The sequence below is a fragment of the Ottowia sp. VDI28 genome (assembly GCF_049532675.1).
Classification (GTDB): Bacteria; Pseudomonadota; Gammaproteobacteria; order Burkholderiales; family Burkholderiaceae_C; genus Ottowia.
In genome coordinates, this window is the sequence record NZ_CP149820.1 from 2,996,605 (window position 1) to 3,012,868 (window position 16,264).

12 protein-coding genes and 1 pseudogene are annotated in these 16,264 nt (G+C 62.7%); 10 read left to right on the forward strand and 3 right to left on the reverse strand.

Going from position 1 to position 16,264, the window contains the following annotated elements; all coding sequences use genetic code 11:
- Positions 1–190 precede the first annotated feature (190 nt).
- From WJU18_RS14305 to WJU18_RS14325, 5 genes are all read left to right on the forward strand, one after another.
- Positions 191–841 (forward strand): DUF3348 family protein, encoded by a 651-nt coding sequence (locus tag WJU18_RS14305; protein ID WP_423460685.1) that lies wholly within the window; start codon positions 191–193, stop codon positions 839–841.
- Between the two features lie 8 nt (positions 842–849).
- Positions 850–3,492, forward strand: a complete 2,643-nt coding sequence (locus WJU18_RS14310) for a DUF802 domain-containing protein (protein WP_423460686.1) — start codon at positions 850–852, stop codon at positions 3,490–3,492.
- A 4-nt stretch (positions 3,493–3,496) separates the two neighbouring features.
- Positions 3,497–4,165 carry an OmpA family protein gene (locus tag WJU18_RS14315; RefSeq protein WP_423460687.1) on the forward strand — a complete coding sequence of 223 codons (669 nt, stop codon included), beginning with the start codon at positions 3,497–3,499 and terminating at the stop codon, positions 4,163–4,165.
- 14 nt (positions 4,166–4,179) lie between these two features.
- Positions 4,180–4,719 (forward strand): DUF2894 domain-containing protein, encoded by a 540-nt coding sequence (locus WJU18_RS14320; RefSeq protein WP_423460688.1) that lies wholly within the window; start codon positions 4,180–4,182, stop codon positions 4,717–4,719.
- A 171-nt stretch (positions 4,720–4,890) separates the two neighbouring features.
- Entirely contained in the window at positions 4,891–6,639 is a 1,749-nt protein-coding gene (locus tag WJU18_RS14325) for an asparagine synthetase B family protein (RefSeq protein ID WP_423460689.1), read from the forward strand.
- A gap of 123 nt (positions 6,640–6,762) precedes the next feature.
- Here the strand turns inward: WJU18_RS14325 and WJU18_RS14330 are convergent, their stop codons facing one another.
- Positions 6,763–7,776 carry a Bug family tripartite tricarboxylate transporter substrate binding protein gene (locus WJU18_RS14330; protein WP_423460690.1) on the reverse strand — a complete coding sequence of 338 codons (1,014 nt, stop codon included), beginning with the start codon at positions 7,774–7,776 and terminating at the stop codon, positions 6,763–6,765.
- A 32-nt stretch (positions 7,777–7,808) separates the two neighbouring features.
- On the reverse strand, positions 7,809–8,825 hold the full coding sequence (locus tag WJU18_RS14335) for a ketopantoate reductase family protein (protein ID WP_423460691.1): 1,017 nt from the start codon (positions 8,823–8,825) through the stop codon (positions 7,809–7,811).
- A gap of 86 nt (positions 8,826–8,911) precedes the next feature.
- On the opposite strand from WJU18_RS14335, the gene WJU18_RS14340 reads away from it, so the two are divergent.
- From WJU18_RS14340 to WJU18_RS14350, 3 genes and pseudogenes are all read left to right on the forward strand, one after another.
- On the forward strand, positions 8,912–9,823 hold the full coding sequence (locus WJU18_RS14340) for a LysR family transcriptional regulator (protein WP_423460692.1): 912 nt from the start codon (positions 8,912–8,914) through the stop codon (positions 9,821–9,823).
- Positions 9,824–9,998: 175 nt separating this feature from the next.
- Positions 9,999–11,542 (forward strand): annotated as a pseudogene (locus tag WJU18_RS14345) (acetolactate synthase large subunit).
- Between the two features lie 100 nt (positions 11,543–11,642).
- On the forward strand, positions 11,643–12,923 hold the full coding sequence (locus WJU18_RS14350; protein WP_423461001.1) for a patatin-like phospholipase family protein: 1,281 nt from the start codon (positions 11,643–11,645) through the stop codon (positions 12,921–12,923).
- Between the two features lie 51 nt (positions 12,924–12,974).
- Here WJU18_RS14350 and WJU18_RS14355 read toward each other — a convergent pair whose 3' ends face one another.
- Positions 12,975–13,283 (reverse strand): hypothetical protein, encoded by a 309-nt coding sequence (locus tag WJU18_RS14355; RefSeq protein ID WP_423460693.1) that lies wholly within the window; start codon positions 13,281–13,283, stop codon positions 12,975–12,977.
- Between the two features lie 155 nt (positions 13,284–13,438).
- Here WJU18_RS14355 and xerD point away from each other — a divergent pair, with 155 nt between their 5' ends.
- Both xerD and WJU18_RS14365 read left to right on the forward strand, forming a co-directional pair.
- On the forward strand, positions 13,439–14,368 hold the full coding sequence (xerD, locus tag WJU18_RS14360; protein WP_423460694.1) for a site-specific tyrosine recombinase XerD: 930 nt from the start codon (positions 13,439–13,441) through the stop codon (positions 14,366–14,368).
- A 48-nt stretch (positions 14,369–14,416) separates the two neighbouring features.
- A complete protein-coding gene (locus WJU18_RS14365) occupies positions 14,417–16,216 on the forward strand; it encodes a tetratricopeptide repeat protein (protein WP_423460695.1) in 1,800 nt (599 codons plus the stop codon).
- The last annotated feature ends 48 nt before the right edge of the window (positions 16,217–16,264 follow it).

Here is a 16,264-nt window from a genome sequence, read left to right on the forward strand (position 1 = left end):
TCGCACCTCAATCTTGGCGCTTCGACGCCGTTCCTGGTAAGTGGGAAGTCCCCTCGTATTCGCCTACGCGGGAATGACGGAGGGGGCGGCATCCTTTGTAGTTATTTCCATGCCCTCTTTCCGGCTTGCGGGCGTCCGACAGAGGAGGAGGCTGCCCGCATCGGGTTAGACTGCTAGGTTTTAACCTGATATGGCTCAGCAAGAAGCAGTGCGAACCAGTCTTACGGGCGCGGCGCTGGTGCGCCTGCTTGACGCACTGGCCGATTCGCGTACGCGGGTACGGGATGCGCGCGCCAGCTTTGCCGACGGGCTGGTGCAATGGGTGGGGTGGGCTGATGCCATCGCGCTGTCCGCAGCCCTGGAGCGGCCACCGGTGGCTGTCAACCCAGAGGGGCCCACCTTCGACGCACGTGCCGAATGCGACCGTATCCGGGCTCATCTGGCTAAATCCATGGCCCGCGAGGCCGCTGCCACGGACGCCGACATGGTTTACACCCTGTTTCGCAGGCGCTATGTGGCGCAGCAGCAGTCTATGGAAGACTCCATCACCGCGCTGCGCGACCGTGTGCGCACGGCAGTGGCTGCTCGTTCGCCGGCGCTTTCGAGGCTGGCAGCGGTGGATCTCGTGATGGCCCAGGCGCTTGGCGTTCAGGAGCGGCGTCTGTTGGGCACCGTTCCGGGCAAGCTGGAGAAGTATTGCAGGCGCTTGCGCAAGGAATACGAGGACAGCGACGACTGGGTAAGTTTGTTCCGCCACGACATGCAGGCCGTCCTGCTGGCCGAGCTGGATCTTCGGATGCAACCGGTGGAAGGGCTCATTGAAGCCCTGAATGAAGACTGAAAAGACTGATGACGAATTTGATTTTTGGCGCTGCTTTCGCGGCAGGCTTGGCGACCATCGGCTGGATAGGAGCCGGTTATCTGAGCGGGCATGTGTTGGCCCTCGCCGTCACGCTGCTGATTGCGGTTTTCTATCTGGCGGGCGCGTGGGAGCTGGTCCGCTTTCACCGGTCTACCAGGGCTTTGGGAGGGGCGCTGCAGGCGTTGAATACGGCCCCCGCCAGCCTGGATGACTGGCTACAGACCTTGCCGGCTGGTTTGCGCATAGCCGTGCGCCAGCGCGTGGAGGGCTTGCGTGCTGGCCTGCCGGGGCCTGCGCTGGCTCCGTATCTCACGGGCTCGCTGGTGCTGCTCGGCATGCTGGGTACCTTTCTGGGTATGGTGGTCACTTTGCAGGGTACGGGCACGGCGTTGCTGGGGGCAGAGGGCCTTCAGGCCATCCGCGATGCGCTGGCGGCACCCGTGCGCGGGCTGGGGCTGGCATTCGGCACTTCGGTGGCGGGCGTAGGGGCCTCCGCGGCCTTGGGCTTGATGGCGGCATTGGCGCGGCGGGAGCGCCTGCAAACGGCGCAGCGGCTGGATACCGCCATGGCGGCCACTCTGCGGTCCTTCACACCCCAGCATCAGCGCGAGGCATCGCTGCGCCTCATGGAGCAGCAGGCGGGACTGATGCCCGAACTGGTGGAGCGCATCGGTGCCTGCATGACCGCGCTGGAAAGCCAGCAAGCCGCGCTGGCCGAGCGCATGGCTGCTGAACAAGCACGCTTTCATGCCGGAACTGAAACCGCCTACACCGCCTTGGCAGCATCCGTGGAACGCACCTTGACGGCCAGCGCCACCGAAAGCGCACGCCATGCGGGCGAAGCCATTCAACCCGCGGTGCAGGCTGCGCTGGCAGGGCTGGCCCGCGAAAGCGCCCGGTTGCAGGCGGCTCAGGCCGAGCAGGTGCGCGCGCAGTTGGATGGCATTGCCTCCCGCTTTGGCGAAGCTACCGCCAGCGTCGCTACGCAATGGACCAGCGCACTGGCTACCCATCGGCAGGCCAGCGAAACCACCACCAGCGCACTGAAAGAGGCGCTGGACGGATTCACTCACACCTTCGATGCCCGCAGCACCGCACTGGCGGCTGGCCTGACCGAGCGCCTGGAGCAGCAGGCTGAAACGCTTTCCACGCGCTGGGGCGAGGCCTTGTCCCAGCAGGCGCGGCACGGCGAGCAACTGGCCGCGCAGCATGAGCTGGCGCTGAAGGCTGCCGCGCAAGGCATGAACGAGGCGCACATCGCATTGCAAAGCCGCTTCGCTGAGCAGGAAGAGGCCCGTCAGGCCGCATGGACGGCGTCGTTGCACACCGTGGCCACCGCGCTGCAGAGCGAATGGCAGCAGGTGGGCGAGCGGAGCGTCGCGCAATGGCAAGGCCTGGGCAATACGCTGGCCAGTACGGCCGAAGGCATTACCCGTCAAATCGAAACCCAGGCCCAAAGCACGCTCCGTGAGATCAGCGGGTTGATACAGGTCGCCGCCGAGGCGCCCCGCGCTGCGGCGCAGGTGGTCGGCGATCTGCATCAGAAACTGGCCGATTTCGGCGAGGCCACCGTAGGTGCTACCACTCAGTGGACCAACGCACTGGCTTCTCATCAGCAGGCCAGCGAAGCCTCCACGAACGCGTTGCGCGAGGCGTTGGATGGTTTCACCCACGCCTTCGACACCCGCAGCACGCAATTGGCCGATGGCCTGGCTCAGCGCCTGGAGCAGCAGGCACACGCGCTTTCCAGCCGTTGGGGCGAGGTCCTGGCCTTGCAGATGCAAAATGGCGAGCAACTGGCCGCGCGGAACGAACAGGTCTTGCAAGCGGCCGCCCAAGGCATGGAGCAAGCCCACACCGCGCTGCAAAGCCGTATTGCCGAGCAGGAAGAGGCCAGGCAGGCTGCTTGGACGGCTTCCTTGCATACCCTGGCGGCCACGCTGCAAAGCGAATGGCAGCAAGCGGGGGAGCGAAGCGCTGCGCAATGGCAGGGCCTGGGCGACACACTGACGCGCACGTCGGAAAGCATCACTCGCCAGCTCGAAACGCAAGCGCAAAGCACACTTGGCGAGATCGGTGCGCTGATGCAAGCTGCATCCGAAGCACCGCGGGCCGCCGCCGAGGTGATTGGCGAGCTGCGCCAGAAGTTGACCGACAGCATGGCGCGCGACAACGCCATGCTTGAAGAGCGCAGCCGCATCCTGGAAACCCTGTCCACGCTGCTGGAGGCCGTGAATCACGCCTCGGCAGAGCAACGCGGCGCCATCGATGCCTTGGTCGCTACCACTTCCGGCCTGATGGAAAGCGCCAGCAGCCGTTTCACCGAAACGCTGGACGCTCAAACCGGCCGCATCGACACCGTGGCCGCGCAGCTGACCGGCAGTGCCGAGGAAGTGGCGAGCCTGGGCGAAGCCTTTGGTGCGGGCGTGCAGCATTTTGGCGAGGCCAACGAACAACTCGTCGCGCAATTGCAACGCATCGAGGCTGCGCTCACGAAATCCCTGGCGCGCAGCGACGAGCAGCTTGACTATTATGTGGCGCAGGCACGCGAGGTGATCGAACTCAGCACCGGTGCGCAAAAGCAGATCATCGACGAGTTGCGGCAGTTGTCGGCCGAGCGCGAGGCTTGAGCCGATGATGGGCCCTGATCTCATGCATGGCGACGAACTTTCCGCTGAGGCGGGTGAGTCCTCCGTGCCCGCCTGGGCGGCGTTCGGCGATCTCATGGCCGGCGCGTTGGGTGCCTTCGTGCTCATCCTGGTGGCGGCACTGGGCATGCAGATGGAGTTGTCCGAGCGCCTGAAGGCCGAACATCGCAAGAGCGAAGCCCAAACCCAACGTCTGCAGACGCTGGAACAGGCTTTGGCCGCGCCCCTGGCGGCTGGCCGTGTCACCTTGACCGATGGGCGCATCGGCATCAGCGGTAGTGTGCTCTTTGCCTTCAACTCTGATGAACTCCAGCCTGAAGGCCTGCAGTTGTTGCAAAGCATGGCGGCGCCACTGGCCAAGTACCTGGGCGAGCGTGGAGAAATCCTCATGGTGAGCGGCTTTACCGACGACAGGGGCATGCGGCCGTCGCGTGGCGAGGGCGCAGCCCGGTTTGCAGACAACTGGGAGCTTTCGGCTCAGCGTGCGCTCACCGTGACGCGGGCACTGATTGCCGCAGGCGTGCCCTCATCCGAGGTGTTCGCCGCTGCCTTTGGTTCTGAGCAGGCCGTAGCCTCCAATGCCGATGCAGAAGGCCGGGCCCGCAACCGCCGTGTGGAAATGGCCCCGATGCCGCGTGCCCAGCGCGGCAACTAGTGTTCGCACCAGCCATGAGTTTGCCAGTCCGCGAAGCCTTCATCGCCGCCCTGACACGCCGTGCCGAGCGGCATCAGGGTGCCGCGCGTGAAGTGCTGGAGGCCAAACTCGCCGCACTGGCGGGGAAAGGCACGGCCGGCGAGCCCAGCTTGCCTGCACCCGCCAGCCCACAAGCCGCCAGAGGCGCGTTGGGCCAGTTGGCTGATGGATTGGCCGCGCGCCATGTAGATTCCGAGCAGTTGACGGATGAGGTGGGCGCCGCTGCCGCTCCGCGCGAACTGGCCACGCTGCGCCAGTTTCGCGCCACATGGTCGCGTTTGTCCGCGGAGCAGCGCGTGCGCCAAACCATGGCCCAGGTGCCGGCCCAGGCCGGGCCGCTCAATTCACACCATCTGGTGCATCGCGCGCTGGCGACAATGCAGGAGGTGTCTCCGGCCTACTTGCAGCGCTTCGTGACCCATGTGGAAGCGTTGCTGTGGATAGAGCGGCAGCAAGCATCTGTCAGCCTCGCCGCTGGGCGGCTGGACAAACCTCGCAAGGGAGGCAAACGGTAGCTTCAGGGCATCAGTCCACTGAACCCCGGGTATGTGCATTTCCGGGAGGGCATAATGGCCAAACTGCGTTGTTTGCTCGGACTTCCTCGTGACCACGACCTCTGGAACCATTGCGTGAAGCACTTCCAAGTACAAGTCACTCCTGTGACGGTGTAGTCGGTACGGCACGCCATGGATGGCATCTTCGGCGTTCTGGGGCATGATCTGGGCGAGGGCCCACTGAGTGACACGGCCCGCGTCATGGGCTGCGTGCCGAAGTTCACGCTGCACGATCCGGTCTTCGCGCTTGCTGCGTGCGCCGGCGGGCGGCAGGCTACCGGAGCGGCATCGTGGGCGACGAGCGCCGACGGGCAACTGCTTGTCGCCGTGATCGGCGCGATCGAAGAAGCCGCGCCGGGCCGTGTCGCCCAGGTTGCGCTGGAATATTACGAAGGTCACGGGCCGGGCTTCGTACAACACCTGCACGGCTTCTTCGCGATCGTGGTGTGGAACGCACGGGAACGCAGACTCCTGCTGTGCGCTGACCGCTGCACCGGAGTTAGCGGGGTGTATTACCACGAGGGCACTGACAGACTGAGCTTCGGCACCGCTGCAAAGGCTGTGGTTGCATTGCCCGGTGTGCCGCGCAAGATCGACCGGTGCGCGCTCGAAGACATGCTCGTGCTGGCGCACCCTGTGCCCCCGGCCACGCTGTTTGCCGGCGTCAAGCAGGTGCCGGCCGGCTGCGTGTTGGAGGCGGTCGCCGGCCGGCCGCCGCGTCTGATGCGCTACTGGCAACGCAAGCCCGGCGTCGTTGGGCGCAGCGGCATGGCAGAGGTGGCGAACGACTATATGGCCGCGCTCGCTACAGCGGTGGCTCGCGCATCGGCGAGCCACAGTCCGCCTGCGGTGTTGCTCAGCGGGGGCGTCGATTCCGCCGCAATCGTGGCGCTGCTGCGGGCCGTTGGCCATGAACGCATCGTCACCTACACCCTCGACGCGGACGAAAACGACACCAGCGACCGAGATACCGCAGCACGCGTCGCGGCGCTGTACGGCACCGAGCATCGCGTGGTCCCTCTGGGCGGAGCGTCCAGTGTCGATGCGCTGTCGGCCATTGTGTGGCACCTGGAGATGCCGGCGCCGCAAGCTCATCCTTTCTTCCGCCTGTGCGCTGAGGTGAGCCGGGAACACGACGTGGTTCTGGGCGGATATGGCAACGATCTGGTGTGGGGCGTTGCCTGGGCGCATTCGCAACGCGCGCCACAAACGCTGGCCGGACGTGCGGCTCGTTACCTCGCAGCGCGGCGCATGCTCGACCGCCCCTCGGTGGCGCGACTGCTGCCTGGGGCGGCAGCGACGGATGCCGAATTGGCGGTGCGTATCGCCGGTGCCGTGCCGAACAACTGCACGGACTTGAGCGAGGACGCCATCGCGCTCGACGAAGGCCTGTTTGGCGATCAACGCGTGATGCGTGAAATCGGCGCCATCGCGACCGCTGCGCATGGCTTATGGATCAACTCGCCCTACAACGCCGCCAATGTCGTTGCCGCGGCCGAACGCGTGCCCCTCAATGCCAGAGTAGGAGCTACCCTGAGCGGCAAGCTCGAGTTGAAGGCATTTTTCAAAGCCGTGGCCAACGGCCAGCGCTTGCTGCCCCTCGATGTCATCTATCGTCGTAAGCAGTGGGTACGGTCCTCGCTGGGGGCGTGGCTGCGGGGCGATTTGGGCGCCAGAATCGAGCAATTGATTCTTCAAGGACCTGCCAGAGACCGGGCGCTTTTCGATCTGGCGGTCGTGCAGCAACTGATGGATGCTCACCGCTCCGGCCGCGCGGACCATGGCGAACTGCTGACGATGCTCGCGGGCGTCGAACTGTGGCAGCGGCTGTTTGTCGACCCGTCAAACCTCGTGCCGCCCGATCACAACATCGCGATCTGACCTCCCGAGCTCCGATCGTCCGCTGAGATGGAACCGAATCGGGGCAACTCCATGCCGAGTTGCTTGATTCATACAGAAGGTGCTGGATTCAAGCGATAGTGACGAGAGGGAGTGCGGTTGCTATCAATCAATCTTGATGCCGGTGGATGCAACCAGCTTGCGCCATTTCTCGGTATCCGCGGTCACGATGGCGCTGAACTCGGCAGATGGCCTGAACACGACGTCATTCCCCGCGTCTTCCAATCGCTGACGCAAAGCTGGATCCCCCAAAGCCAAGCGAATTGATTCACTCATCCGTTGAATGATGGTCTTTTCCGTTTGAGAGGGGGCAAACAATCCACCCCAAATCGGAACCGACGCATCCTTGACTCCCTGTTCCTGGGCTGTCGGTACGTCAGGCAAAAGTGGTGCGCGCTGGCTGTCCAGAATGCCTAGTGCTTTGACTTTACCCGATTTGATATACGTGGCCGCTGTAGGCACGGTCAACAAGGACAGCGGTACCTGCCCGGCGATCAAATCGTTGATCGCCAAAGACCCGCCGCGATACGGCACGTGCGTCATCTTGATGCCTAGCCGGGAGGCCAATAACTCCATGCTGAGATGCTGAACCGAGCCGGTGCCGTTGGTTGCATAGTCCAAGCTCTTGCGGCGAGCCAAGCTCGCAAGAGCCTGAAGACTATCTGCTTCGACTGAAGGGTGCGCCAGTACGATCATGGGAAGCGACACCGCTTGTGCGACAGGGGTCAGATCTCTTAGTGCGTTGAAGCGTAGATGGCGTGTGACTGCGGGCGCTACCGTCAAACCGCCGGGTTCGCCGAACAGAAAAGTGTAGCCATCGGGTTGGGCTTTCGCGACTGCTTCGGCTGCGATGGTTCCTGCCGCACCAGGGCGGTTTTCCACGATGACAGGCTGTGCCAACTGATCTGACAGCTTTTGCGCCAGCGCTCGGCTGACGAAATCGGTGGCGGCGCCTGGCGTGAAGGGGGCAATCAGGCGGATAGTGCGGTCAGGCCATCCATTAGCCCAAGCTGGCGCCGCAGCCGCGGTTGCGGCCGATGCGCAGACCATCTGGATGAGTTTTCGCCGGTCCATGTGAGGGCCATGGGCCATGACTTCTAAAGCATTGATTGGGGTCATTTCGTTTTCAGAGTTGAGCAGGGGGCGGCATTTCAGGGACCTACCTTGGACTCAAGCATCGTGAGGATTGGCAGACCAGGTTTGATCTGGTTTGCTTCCAGGGCGCGAACAAGCCGCAGCACCTCCGTGTTGAGCGGGGCCTGCCATTGCAGGCGGCGAGCTTTCTCCACGATCTTTCCTGTAATCTCGCCAACTTCCGTGCGGCCACGGGCTTCGAAATCCGCCACCATTGAAAGTCTTCTTGTGCCAAGAGATCTTCCATGCAGCAAAAGGCATTCATGCAACTGTTCCGAGCCAACTGAATTTGGTAAGAGCCACGTTTCGGCGGAATGGCTCAGCAATGGTTCCAGTTGAACTCCTTCCTTGACGGCAATACCTATAATTTCCGATGCCAACGCAATAATCAAGCGCCGTGCGGCAGGCCGGTCATGAAGGCGTTCACCGTCAAGGCCGCTGAGCAGGAGCAGCGGATTGCCGGTAGCATTGAGTACGAGCTTCATCCAGCGATAGCCGAGCAAGTTGGCTGTGGTGGAAACCCTGCCGCAAACACTCATCGTCTGGGCCAGAGCAACAATGCGGGGCGAGATTTCGCCGCTGAACTCGCCCAGGCGCAAAGTGTCCGCGCCGTCCAGAACGGAGACCACACCAGGGGCGATGAGCTTCGCACCAAATATCATGGAGCATCCGGCAGTTCGGTGTGGGCCGAATGCTGCCGCTATTTCCTCTTCATTCAGTCCGTTCTGGCACGATACAACGAAGCCTTCTGGCGCCAATAAGCGTTTGACGAGGGGTAGCGCCGCGATGGTTGCGTCGCTGCGCACGGCCAGCAGAATAATGTCGAACTGCTTATCGGGCGGTGCGGCATAGTTGAATGCCTGAACCGGAAAGCGCGCTTCCCGGTCGTGGCGCCTGATGCGAAGGCCGTTCTGGTTGAGCGCGGCAACATGCTCGGTCCAGCCATCCAGCAGCGCGCACGATACCCCGCTTTGCAAGAGGTGAGCGGCCATGCGACTGCCAATAGCCCCTGCTCCAACGATTGCGATGTTCAACGAAGTACCTCATGTCTATCTGAAGGAGAAAGACACTATGGTAGAAGCGTGACGCGGCAGCTGCTGCATGAAATAGAGATGGGGGTATGCCGTCATGGCATGCTGAAAAAATGGAGCTTAGACAATTACGTTACCTGCGCGAAGTCGGGCTGGCTGGCAGTATCAGCCGAGCAGCGGAGAACTTGTGTATTGCGCAATCGGCAGTGAGTCGGCAGATTGCCGATCTGGAGGCTGAACTCAACACCACGCTACTACGAAGAGAGCGTGGTGGGGGCGCCCTAACTGAAGCTGGCCAGCGCTTCGTGGATGGCGCGACGGAAATTCTCGCGTCACTGGATGCTCTGCGCGCATCGGTCTCCGCGACACCGGCTGAGCCGCAGATGCTTCGCGTGGGACTTCCTCCTACAGTCAGTCCGATACTGCTTGATCTGATGACCCGAAGCTTGCCTGACTCCGAACTCCCTGTGCGTCCTAGTGTAGTCGAGGCATCGAGCTACTGGCTGCGCCATCGCCTCGATAACAACGATCTCGATTGTGCGATTTTGACCAACCCCAAAAAGTCGCGATCTCTGCATGTGGAGCCGCTATGGCAGGAGAGTTTGTTTCTGGTAGGAAAGCGCTCAGCTCCTGTGATGTCAAGATCCGCAATGACGCTGCGCGATCTGCCCGCGTTGCCGTTGACGCTCACGCCTCGCGGAGACCCGAGCCGGGAAGCGATCGAAAATGCGTTTTCAGCGCAAGGCTTGGTTTTGAGTGTGGCATATGAACACGAGGCGCTCACACTTTTACGAGGGTTGCTGGCCAAGGGAGAGAGCTACTCCATCCTTTCACGTACCGTGGCGTCCACACTCTTGGAGGCGGATGGATTGGCAGCTGTGCCGATATCCGGTCTCAGCATCAATCGCAGCTTGGTCGTTAGAAAAGGGGCGTTGCCGAGGGATCTTGTCGAGCGACTGGCTTTTCGTATCAGGGCAGCGGGTGTCAAGTTCTTTGCTTAGCAGATGAGGGTTTCCGGGGCTTGCGAGCAACCGAAATTGCCCAGTAAAGAAAATTTCAAACGCATGCTGTTTTAATAACAAGAGATACCGTGTCTCTAGTCTGCGAGGTGGCGAATGCAAATGCGGAACAACGCGAAGTGGAGACGCGGCTAGATTATTACAAGGAGTGAGAACCATGAACGGCGCCAAGAGTCTGGTCAAAACCCTGCTGGCGGCAGGTGTGGACACCTGTTTCGCCAATCCCGGTACCAGCGAGATGCACTTCGTGGCCGCGCTGGATCAAGTGCCCGGCATGAAATGCGTGCTCGGCTTGCAGGAGAACGTCGTGACCGGCATGGCCGATGGCTACTATCGCCTGGCGCGCAAGCCGGCCTGCACCCTGTTGCACTGCGGCCCCGGGCTGGCCAACGGCATGGCCAATCTGCACAACGCACGGCGGGCGCGCAGCGGCATCGTCAACATCGTCGGTGACCAGGCCATCTACCATCGCCCCTTTGATGCTCCGCTGACCGCCGACACCGTCGGCATGGCGCAGACTGTCTCGGCCTGGGTGCGCACCAGCGCCCGCACATCCGAGCTGGGGCGGGATGCCGCCGAAGCCGTACGCGCAGCCAACACCTTCCCGGGCCAGATTGCCACCCTGATCCTGCCTGCCGACGTTTCATGGTCTGAAGGCGGCGAACCCGGCGCGCCGTTCGGCGCGACGCCGCCCCCTGCGATTGACGGCACGGCCATTGACACCGCTGCGCGCATCCTGCGTGACCACCAGGGCGACGTGCTCATATTGCTGGCGGGGCCGGCCGTTCTGGCTGACTCACAGCGCCTGGTCTGGCGTATTGCCAGCGCCACCGGCGCCATGGTCATGGCCGATCACGTCAATGGCCATCTGGCACGCGGACGCGGCCGCATGCAGATCGAACGTGTGCCCTATGTCATGGAAGTGGCCCTCAAGGCCCTGTCACGGTATAAGCACATCATCCTGGTCAATGCCCGCCCGCCGGTCGGCTTCTTCGGTTATCCGGGCATGCCTTCGGTTCAGCACGCGCCTGATGCGCAACTGCATGTGCTTTCCCGGCCTGATCAGGATCCGCTGGAAGCGCTGCAAGGGTTGGCCGACGCCTTGAATGCGCCTGATGTGCCCATGACGGATCCCGGACCCAGGCCGGAGGCCGTGAGTGGCGCGCCCACGCCTGAAGGTTTGGCCCAGACCCTGGCCGCTCTGATGCCTGAGCACGCCATCGTCTCCGACGAAAGTGTTTCGTATGGCCGTGGCTTCTACAAGTTCACTCATGCCGCCCCCCGCATGATTGGTTGCACCTGGCCGGTGGCGCCATTGGCGACGGCATGCCCGTGGCAACGGGTGCCGCGCTGGGCGCAAGGAAGGAGCGGCGCGTGATCAACCTGCAGGCTGATGGTTCGGCCATGTATTCGCTGCAATCGCTGTGGACGCAGGCCCGCGAGCGGTTGCCGGTGACCACGATCATCCTGAACAACAGCAAGTACAACATCCTGATCGGTGAATACAAGAACGTGGGCGCGGTGCCGGGTGAAACCGCCATGAGCATGCTGGATCTGGGCAATCCTTCGCTCAACTGGGTCCAACTGGCGAACGGCATGGGCGTGGAGGGCGCTCGCGCGACCACGCTGGACGGCGTGGCCGATCTGATGCGTTCCAGCTTTGCAAGGAGCACGCCCTTCCTCATCGAACTCTTGATCTGAACTTCCTCCTCTTCTGAGGCTCTGAAAAGCATAGGCAAGGCATTGCCTCTTGCTTCTCGGGAAGGAGCGGGTCATGCAAGTATCGGAGCTCGATCCGCAGATGATCTCTGCGCCAGCGCCATTGGCTATGAGCCCAAAGGGCGGCCCCATCGGTTTGCTGTTGACCGGAGGCGGCGCGCGCGCAGCCTATCAGGCCGGCGTACTGGAGGGCGTTGCAGAGGTGCGCCGGACGGCGGGTGTCCGGGAGGTGGGCAGCCCGTTTGCGATTGTCACCGGCACCTCCGCGGGGGCGATCAATGCGGCGGCGATTGCATCGCATGCAGATGACTTCGATCATGCCACGCGTTGCCTGGCCGGTATCTGGCGCCGCGTGAGGCCTGAAGAGGTCTATCGGGCCGGCGCTTTGCCGCTTTCAGAAAACGGGGGCGGCTGGCGTACAGCCTTCAGCGTGGCGAGATGGCTTCGCCATTGGCGCAAGCGGCAGCCTCGCTCATTGCTGGACAACTCGCCTCTGGCGGAATCACTGCGGCGCGACGTGCCGTTGGAGCGGCTCCCGATGCTCATGGCTGCAGGTTATCTGCAGGCCTTGGCCATCAGCGCTTCAAACTATAGTTCAGGGGAACACTACACTTTCTACCAATCATCACGGCGCACTTCGCCCTGGCAGCGAACTCAGCGGGTCGCCGTGCCCACACGCATCACGCATGAACACCTGTTGGCCTCTTCCGCCATTCCGTTCGTGTTTCCGGCCTCCGGTATTGCCATGCCCGACGGCCATGTCGAATACTTTGGCGATGGCTCGATGCGCCAGACAGTTCCTTTGGCGGACGCCGTCCATCTGGGCAGTGAGCGGATTCTCGCCATAGGTTCCCACCGCATGACGGAGCCGCAGGGTGCGCTGAATCCCAATGCATTGGCGGGCTATCCTACGCTGGCCCAGGTTGCGGGCCATGTGATGTCGAGCGTCTTCCTGGATGCCCTGTCATCGGATGTGGAGCGCATGCAGCACATCAATCATGCATTGGCGCACGTGCCTCCAGCCATTCTGGCGGAGATGGATATCCGGCCGGTGAAGTTGCTGGTGATCAGTCCCTCGGAGCGTGTGGATGTCATTGCCTCGCGGCATACCTCGGCATTGCCCAGCGCGCTGCAGCGTATGCTGGGGTGTTCGCATGAAAGCACAAAGCGTGAAACCGCCCAGGCGTCCGCGCTGGCCAGTTATCTGCTGTTCGATAGCGGTTTCACGCAGGAGCTGATGGCATTAGGCCGCGCGGACGCCCTGCGCCAGCGCGATGCCATTCAAGCCTTCTTTGGATGGGGGCGGGATGTGCCGATCCCGTCATCCCGTGAGATGGAGCCGGGGCGGGCGGCTGGAGGGTAAGGGGCAGGCGGCACGCGCTGGGCGTACAGCCGATGCAAAGCGTTGCAAATTTCAGTCGTCGTGGTCGTGGTGCCACCGGCGACGCTGCTCTTTGCGCCATCTTTTCTCGTGCTTTCTCCAGCGCTTCTCGTCGCGGTAGCTCCATCCTGGCGCATATGCAGGCGGTGGAACAACCATCACGGGGCGTGGCGCATAGACGGGCTGCGGCGCCACGTAAACAGGTGGGGGCGCATAGACGGGAGCAGGCTGCACTATGACAGGGGCAGGGATCCCTATGCCAATGTTCACATCGACGCCAGCGGAAGCGCCAGTGGCCGCAATGGCCAGCAGGCCTGTGAGTGCGATTTTGTAGTAATTCATGCTGATCTCTTCGGCGAAGGCAAGCCACCGCCATGGTTCGTTTGGAATCTAACGAGGTATGAGACCGCAGAGTTGACTGAAGGGTGTAACTGAAACCAACATCGTTTCAGAGGTGACCCAGCCGCGCCCGGATACACCGCATAATCAGTTCAGTTATGGAATCTGTCCAGCCGTTGCCATCTCTTCCCGCGCCCGATGCATCCATCGACAGCTTCATAGATGCCTTGTGGCTGGAAGATGGCCTGTCGCCCAACACGCTGGCTGCTTACCGGCGCGATCTGACTCTCTACGCGCAGTGGTTGCAGGCCGACCAGGGGCTGAAGCTTCCGCAGACCGAAGAGCATCACCTGCAGCGCTACTTCGCGGTCCGTGCGAGGGGCAAGGCCACGTCCGCCAACCGGCGCTTGACGGTATTCAAGCGCTACTTCCGCTGGGGTTTGCGTGAGCATTTGATTTCGCGCGATCCCACGTTGAAGCTGCTCACCGCCAAACAGCCCCTGCGTGTCCCCAAGACCATGAGCGAAGCCCAGGTCGAGGCGCTGTTGTCCGCGCCCGACACCGACACCCCGCTGGGGCTGCGCGATCGCGCCATGCTGGAACTGATGTACGCCAGCGGCCTGAGGGTGAGCGAACTGGTATCGCTCAAGACGCTCAATGTTGGCCTGAACGAAAGCGTGTTGCGCGTGTTGGGCAAGGGGAGCAAGGAGCGCCTGGTTCCTTTCGGTGAAGTGGCGGGCGATTGGCTGCAGCGCTACATGTCGGACAGCAGGCCGGCCCTCCTGGGGCCGCGCCAGACGGAGGATCTCTTCGTGACCAGCGCGGGCCGCCAGCCTGGTACGGCGATGTCGCGCGTGATGTTCTGGGGGCTGGTCAAACGCTACGCCATGCAGGCGGGTATCGCCGCCCCGCCTTCGCCGCATACCTTGCGGCACGCCTTTGCCACGCACCTGCTCAACCACGGCGCGGATCTGCGTGCCGTGCAGATGCTGCTGGGGCACGCCGATATTTCCACCACCACCATCTATACGCATGTGGCGCGCGAACGCCTGAAAACACTCCATGCTCAGCATCATCCAAGGGGTTGATCTTTTTGGCCTCTACGCCTCTTCTGTACAGATAGCCCCGTGAGTTCCATGTCCTCCCCATCTTCGCCCCCTGGTTGGGAAGCTACGTTCGCTGAAGCTGTCCGCCTGCAACGCGAGAACCGCTGGGAGCAGGCGCTTGCATTGCTGATGCCGCTGGCCGAGAAAATGCCTCAGGCTTCGGCGGTGCAGAACCTGACGGCCGTGCTGCTGGCGCAGCATGGCCGGTTGGCCGAAGCGGTGGTCCTGTGGCAGCGGATTCTGGCTGCCGAGCCAGACAATGTTGGCCTGCTGGCCAATCTGGGGCGTGCCTGCCAGATGCTGGAGCGCAAGCTGGAGGCGCTGGAATATTTCACCCGAGCCGTGCAACTGCAGCCACGGGATCCGCTGGCCATGCTCAACATCGGCGCCATCCACCAGATGGAGGGGCGCCCGGATGAGGCATTGGATTGGTACGCCCGGGTCCTTGCCATCGACCCCAGGCACGTGCAGGCCTTGTTCAATTCTGCCCTGATTCATGCCGAAGCCGGGCAATTCGGGCTCGCGCACGAGCTTTATCGGCGCGTACTCTCCATCGACCCGACGCACGTCATCGCTCAGGCGCAGTTCATTTTCACGCAGCACTACCTGGAGGATCCCAATCCTGCCCAATTGGCTGCGCTGGCCCGCCGGCTGGGCGCGCAGTATGCGGCGCTTCATCCACGGTTCTCGAGTTGGCTGGTGTCAGGCGATACCGACCGGCCGCTGCGTATAGGGCTTCTGTCCGCAGATCTGCACGATCATCCGGTGGGGTACTTCATTGAAGGCCTGCTGACCCATTCTGCGAGCGAGGGGGTGACGTGGATAGCCTACGCCAATCAGACCAAGCGTACCGTATTGACAGAGCGTATTGCGCCCGCGTTTTCAGCCTGGCACGAAGTGTCGCATTGGTCCGATGACCAACTGGCTGGACGCATACGCGACGACCGGATCGACGTCCTGCTTGATCTTTCGGGCATGACCAGTGGCCACCGCCTGGGGGTGTTGGCGCGCAGGCCGGCGCCGGTGCAGGTGACGTGGCTGGGTTACTTTGGCACCACCGGCTTGCCTGGCGTGCAGGCGGTTATCGCCGATCCGGTGTGCGTGCCACCCTCCGAAGAACAGTGGTTCAGCGAGCGCGTCTGGCGCATGCCCCGCACGCGGTATTGCTTCACGCCGCCACAGAATGCACCCGCGGTGGCTGAACTGCCCGCGCTTCACCGGGGCGAAATCACCTTCGGGTGCTTCCAGGCGCTACCCAAGATCAATGACAAGGTCGTCCATGCCTGGGTGCGCATTGCCGAGCGTACCGCACGGGCGCGTTGGCGTATTCGGTGTGGCTTGAACCACAGCGAAGACGAACGGCAGCTCCTCAGGCAACGGCTCATTGCGGCGGGCCTGCCTGCTGAACGATTCCAGGTCGAACCTTCCCTGAAGCGCACACAGTATCTGGCCAGCTACGCCGAGATTGATGTGGCACTGGATACCTTTCCGTATCCGGGCGGCACCACCACCGCCGAGGCACTATGGATGGGCGTGCCGACTCTGGTCCTTTCGACGCCAGGCATGCTGGGCAGGCAAGGGGAGCAGATCGTGGCCGCGGCGGGCTTGCCCGCCGAGTGGATCTGCCTCGATGAAGACACTTATATCGATCGTGCGGTGGCGCTCGCTGAACCACAGGCGTGGCCAGCTTTGGCCCGGTTGCGGAAAGGTTTGAGAGAACAAGTGGCGGGCAGCGCGCTGTTTGACAATCGCCGGTTCGCGCGGGATTGGCATCACCTGATCCGCGAGATCTGGCGTGATGCGTGTACCCGGAAGGATGCGGGGGATTGAGTCGCGGAGAATTGAGTCAAATGGGAATCTGACCCCGATTTTTTCCGT